The 22,050-nt window shown below is 44.0% G+C and carries 16 protein-coding genes and 1 riboswitch; of the genes, 5 read left to right on the top strand and 11 right to left on the bottom strand.

The features are described from left to right. Positions 1 to 15: 15 nt before the first annotated feature. From MHI32_RS21205 to MHI32_RS21215, 3 genes are all read right to left on the bottom strand, one after another. Positions 16 to 1,761 (bottom strand): histidine kinase, encoded by a 1,746-nt coding sequence (locus MHI32_RS21205; RefSeq protein ID WP_340010764.1) that lies wholly within the window; start codon positions 1,759 to 1,761, stop codon positions 16 to 18. Between the two features lie 139 nt (positions 1,762 to 1,900). Continuing rightward, positions 1,901 to 5,422, bottom strand: coding sequence for a glycosyl hydrolase 53 family protein (locus MHI32_RS21210; protein ID WP_340010765.1), 3,522 nt, complete (start codon positions 5,420 to 5,422; stop codon positions 1,901 to 1,903). Positions 5,423 to 5,667: 245 nt separating this feature from the next. After that, positions 5,668 to 6,624, bottom strand: a complete 957-nt coding sequence (locus tag MHI32_RS21215; RefSeq protein WP_076104422.1) for a DMT family transporter — start codon at positions 6,622 to 6,624, stop codon at positions 5,668 to 5,670. Between the two features lie 126 nt (positions 6,625 to 6,750). Further along, positions 6,751 to 6,899: riboswitch (FMN riboswitch) on the bottom strand. Between the two features lie 209 nt (positions 6,900 to 7,108). Between MHI32_RS21215 and MHI32_RS21220 the strand changes: the two genes are divergently transcribed. Next, positions 7,109 to 8,281 (top strand): substrate-binding domain-containing protein, encoded by a 1,173-nt coding sequence (locus tag MHI32_RS21220; RefSeq protein ID WP_076306176.1) that lies wholly within the window; start codon positions 7,109 to 7,111, stop codon positions 8,279 to 8,281. A gap of 207 nt (positions 8,282 to 8,488) precedes the next feature. After that, positions 8,489 to 9,991 carry an N-acetylmuramoyl-L-alanine amidase family protein gene (locus tag MHI32_RS21225; RefSeq protein ID WP_076192328.1) on the top strand — a complete coding sequence of 501 codons (1,503 nt, stop codon included), beginning with the start codon at positions 8,489 to 8,491 and terminating at the stop codon, positions 9,989 to 9,991. A gap of 47 nt (positions 9,992 to 10,038) precedes the next feature. On the opposite strand, the gene MHI32_RS21230 is transcribed toward MHI32_RS21225, so the two are convergent. From MHI32_RS21230 to MHI32_RS21245, 4 genes are all read right to left on the bottom strand, one after another. Next, positions 10,039 to 10,443: a VOC family protein gene (locus MHI32_RS21230; RefSeq protein WP_076192264.1), complete on the bottom strand. Its 405-nt coding sequence runs from the start codon at positions 10,441 to 10,443 to the stop codon at positions 10,039 to 10,041. Between the two features lie 23 nt (positions 10,444 to 10,466). Further along, positions 10,467 to 11,939, bottom strand: coding sequence for a carboxylesterase/lipase family protein (locus MHI32_RS21235; RefSeq protein ID WP_312150563.1), 1,473 nt, complete (start codon positions 11,937 to 11,939; stop codon positions 10,467 to 10,469). 19 nt (positions 11,940 to 11,958) lie between these two features. Further along, on the bottom strand, positions 11,959 to 13,113 hold the full coding sequence (locus MHI32_RS21240) for an AI-2E family transporter (RefSeq protein WP_076127413.1): 1,155 nt from the start codon (positions 13,111 to 13,113) through the stop codon (positions 11,959 to 11,961). Positions 13,114 to 13,356: 243 nt separating this feature from the next. Beyond that, complete coding sequence (locus MHI32_RS21245; RefSeq protein ID WP_340010768.1) at positions 13,357 to 13,716, bottom strand: (2Fe-2S) ferredoxin domain-containing protein; 360 nt, start codon at positions 13,714 to 13,716, stop codon at positions 13,357 to 13,359. 149 nt (positions 13,717 to 13,865) lie between these two features. On the opposite strand from MHI32_RS21245, the gene MHI32_RS21250 reads away from it, so the two are divergent. The 3 genes from MHI32_RS21250 to MHI32_RS21260 all read left to right on the top strand — a co-directional run bounded on the left by MHI32_RS21250 (position 13,866) and on the right by MHI32_RS21260 (position 16,945). Beyond that, positions 13,866 to 15,452, top strand: coding sequence for an AraC family transcriptional regulator (locus MHI32_RS21250; RefSeq protein ID WP_339168915.1), 1,587 nt, complete (start codon positions 13,866 to 13,868; stop codon positions 15,450 to 15,452). A 103-nt stretch (positions 15,453 to 15,555) separates the two neighbouring features. Beyond that, complete coding sequence (locus tag MHI32_RS21255) at positions 15,556 to 16,572, top strand: ABC transporter substrate-binding protein (protein ID WP_339168917.1); 1,017 nt, start codon at positions 15,556 to 15,558, stop codon at positions 16,570 to 16,572. A gap of 142 nt (positions 16,573 to 16,714) precedes the next feature. Continuing rightward, positions 16,715 to 16,945, top strand: coding sequence for a hypothetical protein (locus MHI32_RS21260; RefSeq protein WP_076220622.1), 231 nt, complete (start codon positions 16,715 to 16,717; stop codon positions 16,943 to 16,945). Positions 16,946 to 16,951: 6 nt separating this feature from the next. On the opposite strand, the gene MHI32_RS21265 is transcribed toward MHI32_RS21260, so the two are convergent. The 4 genes from MHI32_RS21265 to MHI32_RS21280 form a co-directional block, all read right to left on the bottom strand. Then, the gene (locus tag MHI32_RS21265; protein WP_339244258.1) at positions 16,952 to 18,049 is read right to left on the bottom strand and encodes a GerAB/ArcD/ProY family transporter; all 1,098 of its coding nucleotides are present in this window, start codon (positions 18,047 to 18,049) and stop codon (positions 16,952 to 16,954) included. A 36-nt stretch (positions 18,050 to 18,085) separates the two neighbouring features. Further along, positions 18,086 to 19,291, bottom strand: coding sequence for a Ger(x)C family spore germination protein (locus MHI32_RS21270; RefSeq protein ID WP_076127402.1), 1,206 nt, complete (start codon positions 19,289 to 19,291; stop codon positions 18,086 to 18,088). Next, positions 19,288 to 20,799, bottom strand: coding sequence for a spore germination protein (locus MHI32_RS21275; protein ID WP_076308413.1), 1,512 nt, complete (start codon positions 20,797 to 20,799; stop codon positions 19,288 to 19,290). Before MHI32_RS21275 ends, MHI32_RS21270 begins: the two co-directional genes overlap by 4 nt. 159 nt (positions 20,800 to 20,958) lie before the next feature. Continuing rightward, positions 20,959 to 21,984 (bottom strand): iron-hydroxamate ABC transporter substrate-binding protein, encoded by a 1,026-nt coding sequence (locus MHI32_RS21280; RefSeq protein ID WP_254847660.1) that lies wholly within the window; start codon positions 21,982 to 21,984, stop codon positions 20,959 to 20,961. Positions 21,985 to 22,050: the final 66 nt, after the last annotated feature.

Genomic DNA, 22,050 nt, shown 5'->3' on the forward strand with positions numbered 1-22,050 from the left:
TTCCCCTCCTAGATGTCATTCCATTTCATTGTCTGTGTAGGGCAGCAACCACTGCAGTGTCACCTGTAATCCTCCAAGCGGAGAAGGCGAGATGCGCAAGCCAGACGTCTCCCCAAAACGCAGCCGCATTCTCTGATGCACATTCCATAAACCGCAGCCCATTTCTTCATCCATCGCCCTGCTTAGTTTATTTTCCAGTTCTATAATTTCCTCTGGCGTCATGCCCTGACCATCATCTTCAACCGTAAGCGTCATTTCTCTGCCTGCACAGGAACCCGTAATCCGCACCAGTCCCTCTTTGGCGACGGGCTCAATTCCATGTATAACCGCATTCTCCACCAAAGGCTGCAGCACGAGCGGCGGAAGCTCTCTTTTGCGCATTTGCGGTGGGATATTGATCTCATAACGAAGTCTGCTCATCCTCATCTTCTGGATCTCCAGATAATGATTCACAAATTCCACCTCTTCAGACAGCGCAACCAAATCACGTTCCTGACGAGTGGTGTATCTGTAATATCGGGACAAATTATGCGACATCCCAACGACTGCCCCCATATTATCGAGCTTCGCCATACTTGTAATAAAGGAGAAGCAATTATAGAAAAAATGTGGATTTATCTGTGATTGAAGCTGCTTTAAGCGGGCTTCGCGAACATGGATTTTCTCCATCAGCACATTCTCGATCAGCATCTGAATCTGTTCTACCATACTGTTAAACCGGCCGGACAGGAAGCTGAATTCATTCTTCCCTTTAATCTCCACTCGCGCAGAATAATCCCCTTGCTTCAACCGTTGAAAGCCTCCAACCAATAACCTTATAGGCACCTGCACTTGAACATATAATAGATAGGCTACGAGACAGCTCATTAACAACAAAGCACTGATCGCAAAATAAAATAAACGATTAGAGGTCAGGATCGGATGTAGGATTTCAGTCAGCGGCATATAGTCGATCAAATACCAGCCCATTTTGTCCGAATAGACGATATTTACACTGTAGGATTCACCTTCTATTTTGACCGTGCGATTCTCACTAGGCTTCAGCTGGGTCTCTTCCAGCCTGTCTACCAATTCTTTAGCTAACACCTTGTCGGCACTGCGGTTAAAAATAAGTCCTGTTCCCTGCTTATAATAAAAAGGATCTCTTCTGCCATCACTTTTGAATTTATCCAGCATATCCTCTATGTTCCGGCTGTCGAACTCTACCTTCATAACCGTTTTGACTTTTTCCGGAGCGAATTCTGACATAAAAGGTGTAAAAGAAAACCATGAGAATACGAAGCGGTCACCCTCCTGCCCTTCAATCTTATCCACATGCCAGCCCGACTTCACTTCCCGCTTCAGATCCTCATCTTCGTATAACTTCGCATCATTTTCAGACACCATACGATGAATGGACGGGGAGTATAAATATAGCTTACTCTTCCAATTGGAGGAGCTTTCTTGAATGCTGATTTTGGTCTGAATCCGTTTGATCAGGTTTATCGTATCCAGATTCAAACGCCCTTTTTCCAGATAAGTATCCTTAAGGCTGAGGATATCAGGATCATGGATCAGCAGAATCGGCCACGAGGACAATAACTCCATATTACTTTCTACCTGATTCTGAAAAAAACTAAGCTGATTATTATTCGAAGTATTTAACTCCGTACGCAGCACATCCGTGGTCGTTTTATTGGAATAGAAGTAAAGGATGGTTATCGGGATCAGCATAATGACCATGATACTCACGATTTTGGTAAATAAATTATATCTATACACGTTCCTTCACTCTCCGGCTCAAATGTCATAGCCCCTATTGTACAAACAATCCCTACTTGCGAAAAGATAAATATCTAAAAAATGTGGTAAAGACAGGCCCTAACTGCCTTTTCGAGCACAGTTATTGCCTGTCTGCCTATTATTGCTGCAAAAGATTGAGTATGATGTAAGCCGCTTCAGCGCGTGTTGTATGGGCTTGCGGGCGGAAATTGCCATCTTCGAATCCATTGATAATCCCAGCCTGCGCAAGCGCTGTTATCCCTTCACTGGCATACAACGAGATCAGGTCTTTATCTTTAAAAGAAATAACGTTCACATCTTTCTGACCGTTCACTTTCTCCGCCAACTTAAGTGCACGGTATGAAATAGCTGCCATTTCTTCACGGGACAATTTATCATTCGGGCCAAAAGTGCCATCCGCATGTCCTTGTACAACACCCAATCTCCCAGCAGTATTCACAGCAGAGCTATACCACGCATCAAGGTTCACATCTTTAAAACTACCTGTCCCTCTTTCTGCATTTAGCTCCAGCGCGGGCAGCAGCATGCTGACAAATTCAGCACGTGTAACCTCCCCTTGCGGATTAAAGATCCCGTTTCCTATTCCTTGCACGATCCCTTTAGCCGTCAAGGATTCAATCGCTAACGTGGCCCAATCTGCTGCTTTTAAATCTGTGTACCCCACCTCTGCGTACCCCGCAGCATAAATGCTGAAATGACTTGGATTAAACACAATCTGTTCCGCGGTTGGGTTGTACCGCACAGCTTTGATAACTTCGAGTTTTCCATCAGCAAGTATCGAATAAACAGCAATCCGCTGGCTCTGCTCCCCGAGCTTCAGCTTGTAGTGGAAGGCTACCGATATTGCTCCTTTTTTGAAAACATCGATAGAAGTCCCGTCTACTGACACATGGATGTTATAGGCCGGGTAGTCTTTTGCTCCAGTTGCCAATGGTGAAGGCAAGGTTGGCGTAGCTACCTGAACCAGTGAGAGCGTTAGTTCCTTAGCTCCCGTCTTTATAATTCCTGCACTTGCTTCCGTAGAAACCGTAACAGAGGCCGTCCCATATACAATTACTATTTGAGGATGTTTGCCCTGCTCTAGTATAGAACTCAACGGAAGATGAACGACTGCTCCCTTAAGCTCTCCCGTCGATGGCAGAACAGAAATAACCAGTTTTCCATCCGCCGGAAGCGTCGACAACGCCTTATTGATATCCTCTATACTTAGCGTGATATCAGCTATGCCGGAAATTCCTGCTTGTGCCTTCACCTGAAGTTGTCCTGCCGTTGTATGTTCGACCACTGCTTTATTTGCTGAATTTACAACGCTTGAATCTCTGACGGTGATGATAGGATCAGGATTAACCCCTGTTCCGGGTTCCTCACCAGTGCCGGGATTCCCTCCCGTTCCGGGTTCCTCACCAGTGCCGGGATTTCCTCCCGTTCCGGGTTCTTCACCAGTGCCAGGATTTCCTCCCGTTCCGGGTTCCTCGCCAGTGCCGGGATTCCCTCCCGTTCCGGGTTCCTCGCCAGTGCCAGGATTTCCTCCCGTTCCGGGTTCCCCGCCAGTGCCAGGATTTCCTCCCGTTCCGGGTTCCTCTTCGCCCCCCTCACCGGCCACCGGGGTTTTGAAGACATTTAATGAAGAGAGTGCATTCCCTGCAAAATCGAACATTGCCTGATTCTCCCAAGCATTTCCTTCGCCTACCTTCCAGCCTACACCTTGCACTGGAATCCAAGCTGGTTCCCAATAGAACAAGCCTGTTCCTTTACCATCGGGTACTTTGGACAATACATTCATTACTGTTTTGACCTCAGCCATTTGACCTGCAACCGTAGCTGGGAAGCCACTGCCGTCTAGCTGATCTTGGCGAGCGATGTTATTCTCAAAATTGTCGCCGTCCTCCAGCGTGTAAGGATACGCGGTTTCCGTCACAATCACTTCTTTACCATATCGTTTAGAGATATCGTCCAAGTTAAACTGCAGGCTATCCATCGTTCCGCTCCAATACGGATAAAAGGACGCGCCGATCACATCATAATCAAGATTCCGCTTCGTTAATTCGTCAAAGAACCAACGAAACATATCATTTTTGCCACCTTCAGCAAGATGAATCATAATTTTGATATCCTGACCTGCACCCTCGCTGTCTCTAACTCCCTTCACTCCGCTCTCCAGAAGCGGAACAACCTTCTCAAAAGCATTCTCTTGATCATAGGATTTGCCATCAGGCCATAACAAGCCCCCATTAATCTCATTTCCGATTTGGACCATATCGGGTGAAGCTCCTTTTTCTTTTAGCTCATCCATAACATCTTTGGTATAGTCATATACCGCTTGCTTCAATTCATCATAGGAGTAATCCGCCCATGCTCCCGGCTTGTTTTGCTTTCCGGGATCAGCCCAGAAATCAGAGTAGTGGAAATCAAGCAACAGCTTAAAGCCTTTGGCTTTGACACGCTGCGCCATTTCCACAACATGCTCACGGTCATTATAGCCACCAGCTTCCTGAGGATCATTCCATAAACGTAGCCGAATGTAATTTACACCCCGGCTTTTAAGAATATCCAGCAAATCCTTTTCTACTCCATTGTCGTAATACTTTCCACCGGCATCCTCAATCGCTTCCAGTGTGGAAATGTCCGCACCTTTTATGAACCCGGATTGCAGCACAAGCGGAGTAACCTGAATATCAGCTGTGGGTTGTAGGTCTGTCCCTGCAACTTTCCCCATTACGCTGTAAGTTCCTTCAACCGCGTACTCCGCTTCAGTAAGGTCATCCCAGGTTACAGGCAGCTGTTTGCTTGACCCATCTTCGTATATAGCCGTTACCGCTGATGGCAATAAAGCAGGCACATCCGTAATTGTGCTGACATTTATACTCTCAAATCCAACAATAGGCGTGCTGCTGTCACCTACTACTGTTACCTTCGCCACTGCCTTCTGCACAGTACCTGAGATAGAACCGCTTACTGTAAAGGTTCCGGGACGGGAATACTCTGCTGGTGGGATCACATCCCAAGCAACCTGAGCATCCTCCGTGTCAGAATTGCTATATACCACAGTTACAACACTTGGAAGCTCAGGGGCTTGCCCAATTTCCGTGTCCAACCGTACTGGCAGAACAGTTTGTATTTCACCCTGTGCCGGCTCATGCGGCGCGCTGGCTGCGGGAACACCCCAGACCTTCAGATCATTAATGGCTGCCCATTTTCCGCCGTTGATGCCGGTCAGGTTGACCCTTACATAAGAAACATTCCGCAGCTTAAAAGCATTGTACTGAGTTTGCTCTACACTGCTGCTCTGACTTTTGTCCACAACTGTTGTCCATACCTTATGATCACGTGATACTTCAATCGTATATTGATTAATGTAACTCCATGCATTCCAGATGACGGTTGCACCTGACAAATCATATGCACCTTGCAGATCTACTTCCAGCCAATGAGGAAAGCTCCCGTCATTCGCCGTCCAATGTGTGTTCCATTCATCGGAATCTACTGCGTTACCCGCTTCATATCCTGCAAGCTCACTATCGGATATAGCAGGCTTTCCTAGGGCAATATTCTCATCTCCTGCCGCTTGAGCAGACTGCCCAAACGTAAAAGGGGAAATAAGAAAGGTCAGAATCATAAATAATACAAATGATTTCTTCAATGTCTGCTTCCTCCTAAATAATTTAATCATGGATTATGTACTCAGCAGCACAGTCATTTTGTGCACTTCCTAATTGTAAACGCTTTATTAACTCTGCTATATGTTACGTTAGAAACATTTCAGCAGTTTTTGCAGTCGATTTGATCTAAGCAAGGAGTAAAATCACATACAAAAAAAAGATGATCCGAAAGCCATACGGCTTCGAATCATCTTTATATAGGTAGAACCATTCCACTTCAATCTGCTCAGAGCGTTTGTGGTTTGGACTGTTGATTAGATAAAAAGAATAAAGCGACCCAGATCAAGGCAAATCCGAGAATCTGCGGGATAGTGACCAGCTGTTGGAACACAATCCAGTTGATGATTACTCCCGTCATAGGAAAGCTGAGTTCAGCCAATGTGGCGAAGGAAGCTTTGGTCGTGCTAAGTCCTTTGTAATACAACAACATACTAAGAAGTCCTGGCAGCAAAGCTTGCAGCAATAGATTAACCGCAATAGCTGCCGATGCACCAAACCCGCCATGAATCTGCCACGGGGCACCTTCTAGCGTAGTGATAACGAAAAGTAAAGGAAGCGCAAGGATAAACCGCAGCGAAGTCACTGTCTCATATTTCATAGAACCGAGCAGATAACGTCCCATGACTGTCGATCCCCCCCACAGTGCAGCTGCTCCCAAGGCCATCAGACTGCTAACCCCAATAAAGTTATTCACATGTCCGAAAGGGATACTCCAGCCAAAGGTCAGCAGATAGGTTCCTACCAGCGCCAACACAATGAGTGGTCCGAAATTTTTTGGCAAACGTTCTTTAAGAATTAAAGCAGCGAGACCGATAGCGAATATTGGCTGAAGCTTTTGCAGTAACAGCACCGCATTCAAATCCCCACTGGAAAGTGCCATCGTAAATAGGATCGTCGCCCCGGCAGAGCCTCCCCATGAAACAATCAATAAAGCACCAATCTGGCGAAATCCAATTCCTTTAAGCTCCGCCCGGTGACGCCAAAGAACAGGTGAAGCAGCCAAGAAAAGCACCACATGCTCCAGAAGAACAATTTGCGAGGAGGTTAAGGATTTTAACAGGATGATACGAAAGAGCGGATCAACGCCCCATAATGCTGCACCAATCACAACGAGCCAAAATCCACTGCGTAGCGCTGATGTACTGCCAACCTTAGTTGATGATGAAGCTGTAACATTACTCATAATTTCCTTCTCCTTGTCGATACAAACCCTCGATAAGAGACCAAAAACCCCCGAATTACCAAATAGGTAAACTCGGGGGCATTATCAATAAAGACGTACAAGGATAGACTCCTAGCGTCTTTATCTTATGATCCTCTCCCATCCGGACTTTACCGTCGGCTCTGGATTTACACCAGATCAGTCACTTCTCTGCAAGCAGAACAAGTGAGTCGCGGGCTCAGTTCGCTTTGAACATTACCGCCGGTCGGGAATTTCACCCTACCCCGAGAATCTTGTATTCCGTTGTTTTTTTCACAATCTCAGAATAAACCTCTTCTTGCCATTCGTCCAGTACTTTATGAAAATGTACACATTACTTTCATGTTTCGCAGCATTTTATTACATGTTTGTTCGTAATTGTTCTACTGCTTCATCCAAAAAACTTCTGTATAATGAAATTATGTTGATTTTTCCATAGTTTAGTAATCATGTCGAGGAGGTTGTTATGAAAGAAGCATTCTGGACGAAATTATTGTTCTCCATTTTTGCCGTTGGAGGAATAGCTTTTTTAGGATTCATAGGTGCTATAATTACTGCGCTTTACGGAGGACTGCTGTTTTATACCCCACTTGTGGCGATCTTAGCGATCGTATTAGCCATCTATGTTGTACTCATCATATTTAATGTATTATCCCGAAGAACAAGCAATATTGTATTGTTATCTATCCTCGGACTTAGTCTGCTCGCGACCGCAGGATATGAGATCAAGCAAGCGTACGTCAACAGAATTGCCATGGTCGATGATCGGGAGGTTAATCTGCTACAGTATGAACCCTTTGCTGAGAAGACCAAAGCAGTGAATCTGGACGAACCTTCTTCCTATCATATCGATAGCGATCTCCCAAGATTGGACGGCGCAACCGCACTTTATCCACTCTATTCAGCTTTCGTTCAATCTACTTATCCTGAGGGTTATTATAATCCGTATGATTTTCAAACAAGTCAAGTAATTTGCAGCAGCACGCCTGAAGCTTACAAGAGATTAATTGAAGGAGAAACCGATATTATATTTGTAGCGGCTCCGTCAATTGCACAACAAAAAGAAGCTAAAAGAAAAGGTGTCGAACTGAAGCTTACGCCGATCGGCCGCGAGGCCTTCGTATTTTTTGTAAACAAACGAAACGACGTAACCGGACTTTCCACCGCTCAACTTAAAGATATTTACGCAGGCAAGATCACAAATTGGAAAGATGTAGGCGGAGCTAATAACCGAATCCGTGCTTTTCAACGACCTGAAGATAGCGGAAGCCAGACGATGTTGCAAAAGTTTATGAAGGACACTCCACTCATGAAGCCGCCTCAAGAAGACGTAGCGGATATTATGAGCGGTATCATTCAACAAACCTCCAGCTATCGCAACTATAAAAATGCACTGGGCTACAGCTTCTTATTTTATGCCTCAGAAATGAATCAAAACGGGGAAATAGCCCTGCTGGCCATCGATGGTATCCAACCAGACAAGGAAAGTATTCGTAGTGGACAGTACCCTTTGGCAACAGAATTTTATGCAGTGACCGCGGGAAGCGACAACCCTAATATTCAGTCCTTTCTGGATTGGATTCAATCTGCTCAAGGTCAGAAATTGGTAGAGAAAACAGGTTATACATCGTTAAAATAAAATCTCTCTAGCAAATGAGAGCTATCCCAAATGTTTGGGAAGGCTCTTTTTCTATTTTTATACCGAAAATTTTCCTTTTTATCTGTTGTAGAGCGCAACTTTTGGAAACTATTGTCGTTTATACTTTATACGAGCCTTAAACGGCATCAAAGGAAGAAAAAGTAAGAATTGCTAGAGACCAATAAACGGGGATGGTAGGGATTGCAGATGAAAAAGTTTGGTTTTTTGGCGTTACTGCTGCTTTTGTTGGTGCTGGTTCATCCAGGAACTGGTTATGCCGGCTCTGCGGAAACACACATCAACCTAGACGGCAACGATCTTAAGATTTCAAAAGAAGCACAGGTACAAATTGTAAATGGCAGTGTAATGGTTCCTCTTCGTGTTGTTGCGGAACAGCTTGGTTATACCGTGAAATGGGATAATGTGACCAAGACGGCGATCATTGAGCAAAAGGGAACTACTTTAAAGCTGATCGTGGATAATACGATGGCAGAAGCTTCAGGGAAACAAGTCAAACTGGACAATCCTCCGTTTCTCAGTGGCAGCACAACCCTTGTTCCTTTAAGATTTGTTGGGGAACAGACAGGAACTACTGTCGGTTGGGACAATGTAACCAAAACCGTATATTTAACCTCTCCAGTACCTGAGATTGGGGGAAGCGATCCGGAAATTACGGTTCCACAACCCACTCCAACAGCACCTTCAGACAACGGATCAAACGGGAATACAGCAAATGAAGGGAATAGCTCAGTAGCTACAGTCACCAATCTAAGCTTCATCGATAACCAGCTGGTTATTGCAGTGAACGGCAGTATAAAACCTACCGTGTTCACTATGACAGACAAAGACCGAATTGTCGTGGATTTACCGAATACTGGCTTTGGAACCGACTTCCATCAGAATCTGTCCGTAGGAAAGAACCAAAGCGGACAGTTAACGGTTACTGACTATCCTAATGTCTCTGCCGTTCGCTATTCATTATTCAGCAGTTCCCCATCTACCATTCGGATCGTAATTGATCTAAACAGCGCTAATAGCTACAGTCTGATAAATGCTAATGATGGACTTATTATTGTGGATCTTAATGGGACTAGCGTTACGCTTCCTGAAACCACCTTACCAGAAGTACCGGTTATAACTCCTCCACCTTCTACCGGCAACACAGACAAGAAGATAATCGTCATCGATGCAGGACATGGTGGGAAAGATCCAGGGAGTTCAAGTGTTAACAAGCTTAAAGAGAAAGATTTCACCTTACCGACAGCACTGAAAATTGCAGAATTACTAAAGAAAGAACCAAATATCGAGGTTATACTCACGCGCAGTGGCGATACATACCCAACTCTACAGGACAGATCTAACCTCGCCAACAATGTAAAAGCCGATCTATTTATCTCTGTTCATGCCAATAGTATTCCGGCGGGCAGTAAAAGTAACCCTAGTGGCACAGAGACCTATTACACACGTAATGATAGCTTATTATTCGCTCAAACCGTTCACAAATATCTCGCAGTTGCTACAGGACTACAGGACCGAGGGGTTCGTCAAGCAAACTATCATGTAACAAGAGAAACCAAAATGCCCGCAATATTATTAGAATGTGGTTACTTAAGCAATACCAAGGATGAAGCATTGCTGTTTACCCCGGACATCCAAAATAAAATAGCCGAAGCAGTAGTTTTAGGAATCAAAGAATATTTAGGTCGTTAAAAAAATGGGTGTCCCATTAGCCGTTTAGGCTGATAGGACACCCATCTTTATTCGGTAGCAGTGTTCCAAACACTCATTCGTTCCCGCAGATTCGAGGTATGCAGCTCTAGCTGTATACCATCTGGATCTAGAAAATTGACCGTCCAGCCTATTCCCCGTTTGATTGGCCCTCTAATTATGGGCACATTCTGGGTTTGCAATCCTTGGACGGCTTCCTCAAAATGTTCCTCTGCAATACTAAAAGCGATGTGATCTACCCCGACCCCTTTATCTGCAATCGCCATATAATCAGGCTTTTCAAGAAGACATATCCAGGCACTTCCCCATTCCAGATAAGCATCAGTTTTACCTCTATGAACTAGCTGAAGGCCCAGAATTCCTGTGTAGAAATTCAGGGAATTTGCTAAATTACTGACATTTACGGTCACATGGTTAAAACCTTCTACCTGCATCTTTATTCAGCCTCTCAAACTTCTTAAGCCAGCATAGTGACAATTCTTTTGCGTTTCTCTGACTCAGGATCATAAGCTACATGCGTATCTTCATCAAAGATCAAGGTAGCCCGTTCCTCCAGATTGTATTTCGGCCATACCCTCTCTGCTGTAGCCGGATTTCCTTGATGAGCGAAAGCAATCCAAGCGTCATGCATAACTTCAGCCAACTTCTGCATCGTTGGATTAATTTCTGCCCTAAGATGGGTTAGATGAGATAGATTATTAAAGGCATAAACGATTTCTGCACTATGCACAGCTTTATTTAACAAAGGATGACCTGGGATCGTGCCGTCAAAACGGTACATCCAGACTGGTGCATAATTCAATTGGTTTTCCGCCAGAGACACCGAGGTTGCCCAGAAGTAAAGATCCGTTAGAATTTCAGCTTGTCCCTCCCAGGTGGAAGAATAATGGTTAGCAATTTCCTTCAGACTCCCAGTACCCATCATCTGCTCCAGCGCCTTGAGTGATTCGTCAAAGTCTGCCTCAGGTGATTCTTCTCTGAAGAACAAGTTGCCCTCATCACGATTGGTTCCGATCAATAGCGGAATACCATGTGCCGATCCTTCTGCCACAGCCTGTGCAGGTTCTACAGGAAGTATATCCCCATCAATGACAGGCTGAAATAACATGCCAATTGAGCCACCCGTTAACTTTTTAGTCATTCTTGCGGCTGCATCGATAATTTGTTCAGAAGAAAATGTTTGCAGAAGACTGGCATCTCCATCTGGGGCAATCCCTAATTCAGCTAGCAGTGCAGCTGCAATGTACTTTCCTTGCTCGTTAGGCAGCGTCTGAGCAGCCCCACTTTGCATAATCGCGCCAGCGAACAACCCCTTCGCTGCTGGCATAGCCAAAAGGGCTGCGATACTCATACTCCCTGCTGACTCTCCGAATACAGTTACCCGCTGCGGGTCCCCGCCAAAAGCAGCAATATTCAGTTTTACCCATTCCAGCGCAGCAATTTGATCCAATAATCCTTGATTAGAAGCAAGCCCATGGCCAAATGGAGACAAATTTAGGAATCCAAATGGACCCAGCCGATAGTTAATGGTCACTAAAATTACTTTGCCGCGCTCAGCGAAGCTTGTGCCGTCAAACTGCGGCTGACTTCCAGCCCCGGTCACAAACGTCCCCCCGTGAATCCAGAACATAACAGGCAGGGGCTCATCATGAACTGCTGGCGCCCAAATATTTAAATACAGACAATCCTCGGAATGAAGCGGCGTCTTGCCACCGAACCGAGTACCTCTCGTATCCGCTGGCTGATGACTAACTGGACCAAATTCAGAAGCATCTCTAATCCCATCCCAGGCCTCTGGTGGCTGTGGTGCACGAAACCGAAGTTCTCCAACAGGTGGGGCTGCAAAAGGGATCCCGCGCCAAATGTTCACGTCCCCCTCCTGTATTCCTTGAAGCTTACCGTAAGAGGTTACTGCTATTGGTCCTCCCATTACATTTCACCCTTTCACATTATTCCTTATTCTCTTCAATCTGTTTATATAAGCCGGATCGAAACCGGAACCATTCAAAAAGATGTGTAAATACCACCTTAAGTACCGCATAACCCGGAACTGCAAGGATAATCCCCAGAATCCCAAACATTTTACCTGCGAATATAATTACAAAAATAATGGTTATCGGATGAATCTTCAACGTCTTGCCCATGATCTGTGGTGAGATGAATTTTCCTTCAATCAGCTGAACAGCCGTCCACACGATAATCATCTTCAGCAGCATAAATGGAGAAGTGACCATCGCCACAATTAGGGCAGGTGTAATCGCGATTGCCGGGCCCAGATAAGGAACAACTGCTGTACAAGCAGCAGCAATAGCCAGAACGAGAGAGTACTCCAAACCAATGATTAAATAGCCAATATAGAGCAGCAGACCAATACAGCAGCTGACAATAATTTGCCCGCGTATGTAAGAGGATACCTGACTGTTCATCTCCGACATGACCATACGAGTCTGCGGCTGCAGAGAAGTAGGTACAAACTTCAGAATATAATCCGGCAATTTTTTCCCATCGCGAAGCAAGTAGAACAAAATAAATGGCGTCGTTACAACCGCCAAGACAATCTCTGTAAGGGCTCCTACAAAGCTGCCAACACCCGTCAAGGCATTATTCAGAAAAGAACTGCCCCACGCTGTTATCTTAGATGTTATCTCACTAAGGTTCGTTCCGATACTGTCTTGAACTTGCCCAAAGAACTCCGTTCCGGTCAGATCCATAAACCGTTCTTGAATTAATTCACTATACCTTGGAAAATTGTCGATCAATCCTGATAGCTGAGTCCGTATAATTGGAATGACCATAAACAAAACCAGCGTGATGATACCAGCAATCAACAAATATAGGATGATTATTGCATATACACGTTTTATTCGGGATCTTTTCTCCATCCGATCTACCAACGGATTCAGCAAATAATAAGCTATACCTGCCAGTAATAATGGTGCGGCCACGGTGTGCAGCAATACTGATATCGGCTTAAAAATAAACGGTATTTTGGAGAATACCAGAATATTAATTCCAACCAGCAGCATAATGAGCAGCACTACTACAAATTTATTATTCAGAAAAAATTTTTTGAACTTCTCTGGCCACACCTGCAGCCTCTCCATCGTACCCTCTCCCCTATAAACCATCATATATACTGTGTTATTTCATTCACTTTTTAATAGCATAGTCAACGTTAGCCCTGCAAGTCAAATTTGATGTCCTTAATTAAGCACACAGTCCTATTACGAGTCTGGTCATGATCCGATTCAATCATAATCCTCCCCTGTTTATAAATAAATAACCCTGCACGAGATATTCCTCTGTACAGGGTTAGAACCGCAACTAAAAGGTACTCCCAAGCCTTGCTATTTTTTCTTTTTCCCTTTAGCGTCCTTTTCATTTGAAGCAATCAATTGTCCATCATAGGTGTATAACACGTGATCTTCAAGCTTCTCCCCCTGCAAATGTTTCCGCACTAATGATTTCGCCAGCTTAGGTGTAATCTCTTTGTACCACACACCTTCGGGATAAGCGATCACCACACAAGCATCTGAACATCTTCCATTACAACGGGTCACAGTCGTATGTATAAGACTTTGTGCGCCCTGCTTCTCAATCTCATCTTCTATCGCTTCAGCTACCTCTTCACCTTTGTGTTTCTTGCAGCTGCTACCGGTACATATTAATAAGTGACTTACAGTTCCTTGTAAATTCCAGGTCGTCATGGATGACTTCAACCCCTTCTTATCAGCTAACCCTATTCCGTTCGTGGATTATTTTAAACACTATCATAAGCATCATTATAGTCAATAGTAAGAAAGACTGTTATACTATAAATGAGAATGATTATCAATGAAAAGAAGGGGATTACTACATGCAGATCCAATCCGACGGGATGCCTTATTCATCCCATCCTTTTTATATGCCCCTTCGGGTCATCAGCTTATCGGGAATAACCAACTACACAGCCTCAAACATTTCTTCTACTAATTCCAGCCTTATGATGATCTGGGATGGGAAAGGTTTTCTTGAAATAGACGGTAAGCTACACAAGGTCATGGCCGGAAGCTTAATAGCCCTTAGTAGTTCTTCTTTATTGAAGATGGAACCTGAATTACAGTTAAAGGGGATATGGATGGAGTATTCCTGTATACCCCAGAGTAAAGATGAGGACATTTTTATAAATGACAACTCCCCTGTCCACCATGCCTCTACACGTTTGACAGCCTTGGCAGGTGAGCTTTACAGTGCTTGGATAGACGCTGATAAGCAAAAGCCGTTTAGGGTCCAGCAGCTATTCACCCAGTTCCTAGTGGAGCTTCATAGTGAACTGACATCCCGTAAAGAAAGATCAAGCAGTTGGATGGAGCAAGTGACGGAGTATATAGAAGCTCATTACAATGAAGATATCACACGGGATCAAATGGCTGCTTTAGCTGAAGTGAGCCCTGAGCACTTTTCGCGAGCCTTTCGCAAATCAATAGGTCTATCCTTCAGTGCTTATATTACACTATTAAGAATCCGAAAAGCCCAGCAACGAATTCTCACCAGTTCCCCCAATCTGACTACTTTGGCACATGAGGTTGGTTACGAAGAGGGAACTTATTTGAGCCGAAAATTCAAGCAGCTTGTTGGCGTTTCACCTAAAGCCTACCAGAATAAGAATAAACGGGTCGTTGCCTTGAACTATAATCACACCGCTAGCCTGCGAGTACTGGAAATCATGCCTCAACTCGGGGTTTATTCCGAATGGCAGCATAGCTTGGAACAAGTTCCCGCTTCCAAGCAGCTTCAAATGAGCGAAGGTAAATTTTCATTACTCTATGACTCAGTAGCTGCGGTAAAACCAGACGTCATTATCGGCTACAGTCTACCCGACAATAAGATTCTGACTCCTGTTGCTCCGGTTATTGAGCTGCCCTTTATGCAAATGAGTTGGCGAGAGCAATTTGCTCTGATTGCCGAGGTTGTGAATCGACGACAGCGTGCTGAACAATGGTTAAGTCATTATGACAGACTTTGTCTTACCGCCAACGGGTTATTAAACCATGCAATAGGAATGGAGAGAGGTACGGCTATCGTGTGGGAGGTTAGCTCCCGATCCGCCTACTGTTTCAGTAGCAGCTTCGGCAGAGGTTGCCAAATTCTATACGGTGATCTTGGCTTCAAGCCCCCCTCCGTAATTATTGAAAAAGGGATCACAGATTCCGGGTACTTAGAGGCATCCATTGAGGATATCGTATCGTTCCCTGCTGACCATATTATTATCACCAGCATCCCTTCATCATCTGAGGGAAGACAACGTTTTACTCGCCTACTACATTCTAAAGCCTGGAAGCAATTAGATGCAGTACGTAACGGACGGGTATATATTCTGAACCAAGGTGATATGTTCTACGGATTTGACCCACTGTCCTCACAGGCACAGCTTCAAGAATTGCTACGGGTAATGACATCATAAATTTGCATAAGCTGAGATCATATCCGTCCATAGTAAATACCCGGTGAAGCTTGTAAAGTTCTTATTGAGAATGATAATCAATATACATAGGAGGAACAACAAATTGCATAATCCAGGAAAAAATAGCACCAAACAATCCCATTGGCTTCTTTTTCCCCTCATGCTGGCATTAATTCTAGTCGTATCAGCTTGCGGGAATTCCAATAATTCTGTGGGGAATACTGGCAGTAACACCAGCAACACATCATCGGCTACTACAGCACCTACCGAAACTAGTCAACCAACAGAAACTACGGAAACAGCTGCTCTAAAAAAGGTCACTACTATAAATGGTGATATTGAAATTCCTGTTCAACCTAAAAGGATTGTCGCTGAGGAATATCTGGGCAGTCTGATTGCGCTAGATACCATCCCTGTTGGTGCTCCCGGATTAACACTGGAGAATATGTATTTTAAGGAGGCACTTACTGGAGTTGCAGACACTGGAACTTACGGCAAAATGTCACCTGAAAAAATCATCGCACTTAATCCTGATTTGATTATTTCTGGACAAGCTGAAAGCTATGAAGCACTAAGCAAAATTGCTCCAACCATCGTTGTGCCATATGGTGATCTGAAAGATGCTCATGCCGAATTAACCTATTTCGGAGAACTCCTTGGTAAAGAAGAGGAAGCCAAAAGCTGGCTTGCAGATTACGACAAACGGATAGCTGAAGCTAAAGCCAAAGTAGACAAAGTACTCCCTGCAGATGCAACGTTTTCCATCATGGAAGACGGCGGCAAATCCATTTGGGCCTATGGCGATAACTTTGGCCGAGGCGGACAGCCTGTCTATCAGGCGCTGGGTCGCAAGCCCCCTACAGCTGTGGCCGCAGAAATTATGGAGAAGCAATGGGCGGAAATCTCTACAGAGGCACTCGCTAAATACGCAGGAGATTATATTATCTTAACTTCCAATAACCGTACAGAAGCTGATTACAAAGCTGATCCAATCTGGAGTAGCCTACCCGCTGTCAAAAATGGCCATCTCTATGTATGGAAAGAAGAACGGTCCTGGTACTATGATCCAATTGCCGTGTTATCCCAGACCGAAGAGCTGGCTGCTTGGCTTACACAATAAAATGCGCTTAAATTAGAATCCCCTACTGCTTCCAACAACGTTGGAGCTGTAGGGGATTTGTTATTTCTTTTGACTACAAAAACACTCAAGAGGTAATAATACATTTAGCCTAAGATTAATCTAGCAAATGGAGTTGATCATTATGAAATTACTATCACTATATTTCATGCTTGCTTTTATGGGGTTGCTGATGGCAGTAATCATCGACCTTTTATCAGGAGAAACCCTCACCACTTCAATGCGGACGATCTATGACTCCTTTGCAGCTACAAGCATACAGGAATCAATAACTATGCTCGTTTTTATCTCCTTACCTTTTGTTAATACAATTACATCCTCTATCCGAAATAGGAGCAATAAATCCATCAAATAAAATAAACTAACCTATGCTTCCTAATTTTCTGCGGATGTAATGAACGATACACAAGAGAATAGGTACAGCGGCACAGAAATACGGCAAAATATATTTCAGAAATATCCTTCCTTCGTCCATATGTATCGGATAATTCGCTGAACTAATAAAAGCCCCGAACAAAACAACAATACCAACGGGAACAGCGAGCTTCCTGCTGTCTTGCACCTTGAATAGATCTGCAGTGACTACCATTGCAGCATAGCAATATACTGACATTTTAAAAAATACTCCAATGATTAAGGTTAAGAGCACAAGCGCGTCCAAACGTTGAATGAAATTGGCCAGGTTTACTAACGTTATCGTAGTGAACATCGGAAAATTGGCTCTACTGTAGATTTCTGTTCCTAGAACGGATATTTCGATGGCATGGGTAAAACTGAGTAATAATCCGCATAAAGTCATTGCGATGATTCCGGTTCTTTTTGCTACCTTGGTTTTTTTGATATGAGGTAAAATCGTAGTGAAACATACCATCTCCCCGAACGGAAATAGCCATATATTCAGATAGGCTGATTTTAATGCATTCTTCCAATCCGAGGCCTGTAACGGAAACAAGTTATCTAGTTTTACAAGTCCGGCGGCAATAACCAAAAAGCAACTGGTCAAGCCCAACAATATTATAATCAGCATATAAATCTCAGCCGCCCGCGCAAACACCTCAATCCCCTTATTTAAGATGTAAATTACCGCAACAACCATCATTGCATAAATGATGAACACGGGTGTTCTGTCGTAAGAAGCAGCTATTAACAACTCACCTGATTCATGCAGATTTCGGGAGCCATTGAAGAGAAGGATTGGAATGTATGTTAAGCTTAACGGCCAGCCTATAACATTGCCCAGTATCTTTCTTGTATACCCGCTAATAATCATGCCCGGATATTGCCGGTATAAATAAACATAAATTAAATACAAAAGAAGTCCACCGGGCAAAGCTAACAGAATAGCAATCCAGACAGCATGGCCACTTTCAAGTCCAATCGGTACCACAAGGGCCGTTCCCAATTCAAACAAAAAAATCAAAGCAAATAATTGACTCGCGCTGATGGTTTCTTTTTTCATAAAGTGGCCTTCTCCCACCTTTCTCACTGAACCCTGTCATTTTTCCTTTAACAATTTTGGCTCTAACCTCATTCCTACACTGCGAATATATGCTTCCACAGAAACGTCTACTTCCGCTTCGGCGAACACTGACTCCCAATTGTCCTTAACGGTCTCCCACGCTTTTGGGTTTATACGCTTCAGTTCATTCCCGAAATTGAAAATATCGCATTTCATAGTTTGAGCAGCCTGTAAGGCTTGGGTTATTTCCTGTTTAGTTTTAAGAGCCACTTGTTGTTCCAATTGAACGATTACCTCTCTATTACTTAGCTCAATATAACTCTGAGCCTCACTAAGTGTCCCCTCTTCCACAACATTTACATGAATGACGGGTACTTTATTGCGGAGTTCAATCTTAATTTTTGTTTTTGAATGATTAATATTCACGGCTATCGAATCCTTAACCTCATCTGAATCTACATTAATACTGGTTTCATTAATCTCGTTCTGTACCCACAGTGCCCCCCGGGCAAGAGGTCCATCCAGCCATCCCTGAAGAACCCCTTTTTTCAATACGCTAAGCCCGCTCATTGTGACAAGTGCTTTTACTTTAGTTTGCTCCATCCCGGATTTTTTAGCTCCTTCTTCAGCGTCTCCAAGAATTCTGGCTCCGGATATCACTACTGACCCTTCTCCACTGAGACCATTAATTAGCTCAAAAACATTGATATCCCGGCTTTCTCCATATATTCTAGCGGTATTTTTACTCTTTTTAATAATCCCTATTGCAGGCAGGCTTTCTACTGGAAGTAATAGTTTCAGAATAGAGGATGCTTCCGTATCTCTGGCTACAATAACATTCGTGTTGAGCCGCAGCTCATGGGACCTTTCAAAGATGTCAAAAATCCCATCAATACCGCTCTTCACTGTAGATTCGCCTAAAACTAATAGCTGCGTGTGTGCAAAAAACATCTGTCTTGCCGCCTTTTTTGAAGTCTTGCGAAAAGCGCCAAAGATCGTACGGTCCGTAGAAGAATAAATAGTGACCGTGGGTTGTCCGGTGCTAGCTCCTGCACTTGTAGCTGTTGAGGATGGATTCACAATCTGAAAAGTAACATGATATTCCTCTTTATTCGGTACTTTATCCACGCCTATACCAGTCACAATGCCTAAATTGTTTAATTCCCTACTGTTCCAGCAGCTTGTCAGCAACATTAAGCAGCATATACAAATAAATGAACGCATCATCCATCCGATCTTCATTTGCCACTACCCGGCTTTCCATCATTCACCTTAAGTCGAGTATTATTCTTTTGGCTAACAAGACGCGGCCGAGTTCTCATATATTTCAAAGGCACGCGCAGGATGGAATCCTTCTGATTCTCAGCGATAAAAGGGCCAAACGGAGACATATAGGGAAATCCCAACGATTTCAAGCTACACATATGAGCAACCATAATAAAAGTAAAGATCGTTATTCCATAAAGCCCCATAAAGGCTGCAATAAACATAATGATGAAACGCAAGATGCGTATGGAAAGAGCCATATTAAAAGCAGGAGTAGCAAAGCTGGATATTCCTGTAAGTGAAACTACAATAACCATTGCAGGTGAGACAATACCCGCTTGCACCGCTGCCTGACCCAACACTAAGCCGCCGATAATCGATACAGTTTGACCTATAGGGGATGGCATACGAATTCCTGCTTCACGTATAATCTCAAAGGTAAATTCCATCAGCATAGCCTCAATAAAGGCCGGAAATGGAACCCCCTCCCTTTGCGAAGCGAAATTAATAAGTAGGGCTGTTGGGATCATTTCTTGATGAAAATTCAGAATCGCAATAAAGAGTGCTGGGCCAAATAACGAAATAATAAGGCAAATAAATCTCAATACTCGAATCAAAGTCGTAATATCATAACGCTGGTAGTAATCTTCAACTGCATGTAAAAACATAAAAAAGGTAGTGGGTGCAATCAGCACAAACGGGGTTCCATCCACAAAAATAGCAACTCGTCCTTCTAAAAGATTTCCAGCCACACTGTCAGGACGTTCAGTATTGTATAGTGTTGGGAATGGGGAAAAGGGAGTGTCTTCTAAAAATTGCTCAATGTATCCAGATTCCAGAATCCCGTCTATATCAATACTTTGCAGCTTAGTTCTAAGCTCATGTAAGGTATTATCATTGACGATCCCATGGATATACATAATAGATACATTCGTTTGGGTTACGTCACCTATCTTCATCGACTCCACCCAGAGATTAGGGCTTTTTATTTTCCTGCGTACCAGAGAGATATTCGTCCCAATAGATTCCGTGAAGCCTTCCTTGGAGCCACGAATGGCTACTTGAGTTGTAGCGTCCGATACCGTTCTAACCTCACCGCCGCTTGTATTCCCTCTGATTGCTTCCCTTATCCCGTCTATCCAAAGAATGGTATCTCCAGAGAATAAAGCCTCAAAAAGCACATCCCAATCTCTAACTGTCTGTTCTTCTCCGATTCCTCTCGCCACTTCTTTCATATACAAAAAGATGTCCTCAGCCGATGTGATCACTGGGTTTTCTTCACTTAGCTTATCGAACGACATCGCATGCTCCACGAACTCATTGACCATCAATTTTTCGATTAATCCCTCAATATATACGGCAGCTACCTCAACCTGTGTGGTGGTGGATTTAATTCTACGAATAACAATATCAGGGCTATGGCCAAGTCTTTCTTGAAGCCCTTTAAGATTATCGTCCAAAATAGTAGAGTTCAAGGGTTCCATAATCAACACCTCCTGCCCATACTATTTGTTCTTGATTGCTTTTTTATGCAACTAATGGAATTTGTAATCTGCCTTAGCTTGGAAAATGAATACGCAAAAGGGATGTCCTTGAGCTACTATAGCTCCGCGAACATCCCCTTATACTCTTTTGAAATTAACTTATTGAAGAGACTTCAGCAACGTAACTATCTCATCCAGCTGCTTATCCAGCGCATAAGCATCGGAGAGATAATACGTTTTAAGATCGTAGGTGAATACATGACCCGCCTTAACAGCAGGTAGGCTTTGCCAGAAGACACTGTCCAGAATGTCCAGCTTATCCTGCTCCACACCACGGCTGAAGCCTTGGAAGATATAATCAGCTTCTCCTAAGTACTCGGGCAACGCTTCGAGTGAGAGGGAAGCCCAGCCTTCTTTAAAGGCTGCCTCTTGGACAAGATCAGGTGCATGCAGCCCCAATCCGTTATATATAATCTCTCCACCACGCCCATATGACGAACCATATAAATACAGCTCTTTACCGGCAATTTCAAAGATCGCCACCTTTTTGTCAGCTGCGATCAGATCAGACAATTCCGCTTTCTTCGCTTCCAGCTTCTGATTGAAATCCGCCACCCACTTTACAGCCTGCTGCTCCTTGTTCAAGATTTTCCCGATCTCGATCAATCGTTCCTTATAGTCGTATTTGCCCCAAGGAATAAAGACCGTTGGAGCAATCTTGGAGATTTGCTCATAGGTATCTTCCTGATAAGTGATAATCAAGTCCGGTTCGAGGCTCGTTATTTTCTCCAGGGACACCGTCATGTCATCGCCTACTACTTCAACACCGGTCAGTGCCTCTTTGAAATATGGATGGTTCAAGATGTCATTCCCGGCAACGGCAATGGGCGTCACGCCAAGCGTCAGAAGATCGCCAATAAAGTCTTGTACCGGGATCACAACTCTTTGTGGATTGCGTGGAATCTGCACCGGGCCTTTATCGCTTTCGTATGTCCAGTACTCTGCATCAGCAGCCGGCTCCGAGCTGGCAACTACAGAATCATTAGTGCTTTTAGCCACTTCGGCCGACGTGCTAGCTGGAGCATTCCCCTGATTAGCTGCTTGTCCGCATGCGCTCAACAGCAGCACCAGCGTAAGCATAACGGCTATCATGCTTGTTTTTCCTAACGATATTATTTTGTACAATGTAAATCCCCCTTGAGACTTTATATTATTATGATATTGATAATCAATATCATTTAGATCTTTGTT

This window comes from Paenibacillus sp. FSL H7-0690 (genome assembly GCF_037980415.1).
GTDB lineage: Bacteria > Bacillota > Bacilli > Paenibacillales > Paenibacillaceae > Paenibacillus_AQ > Paenibacillus_AQ odorifer.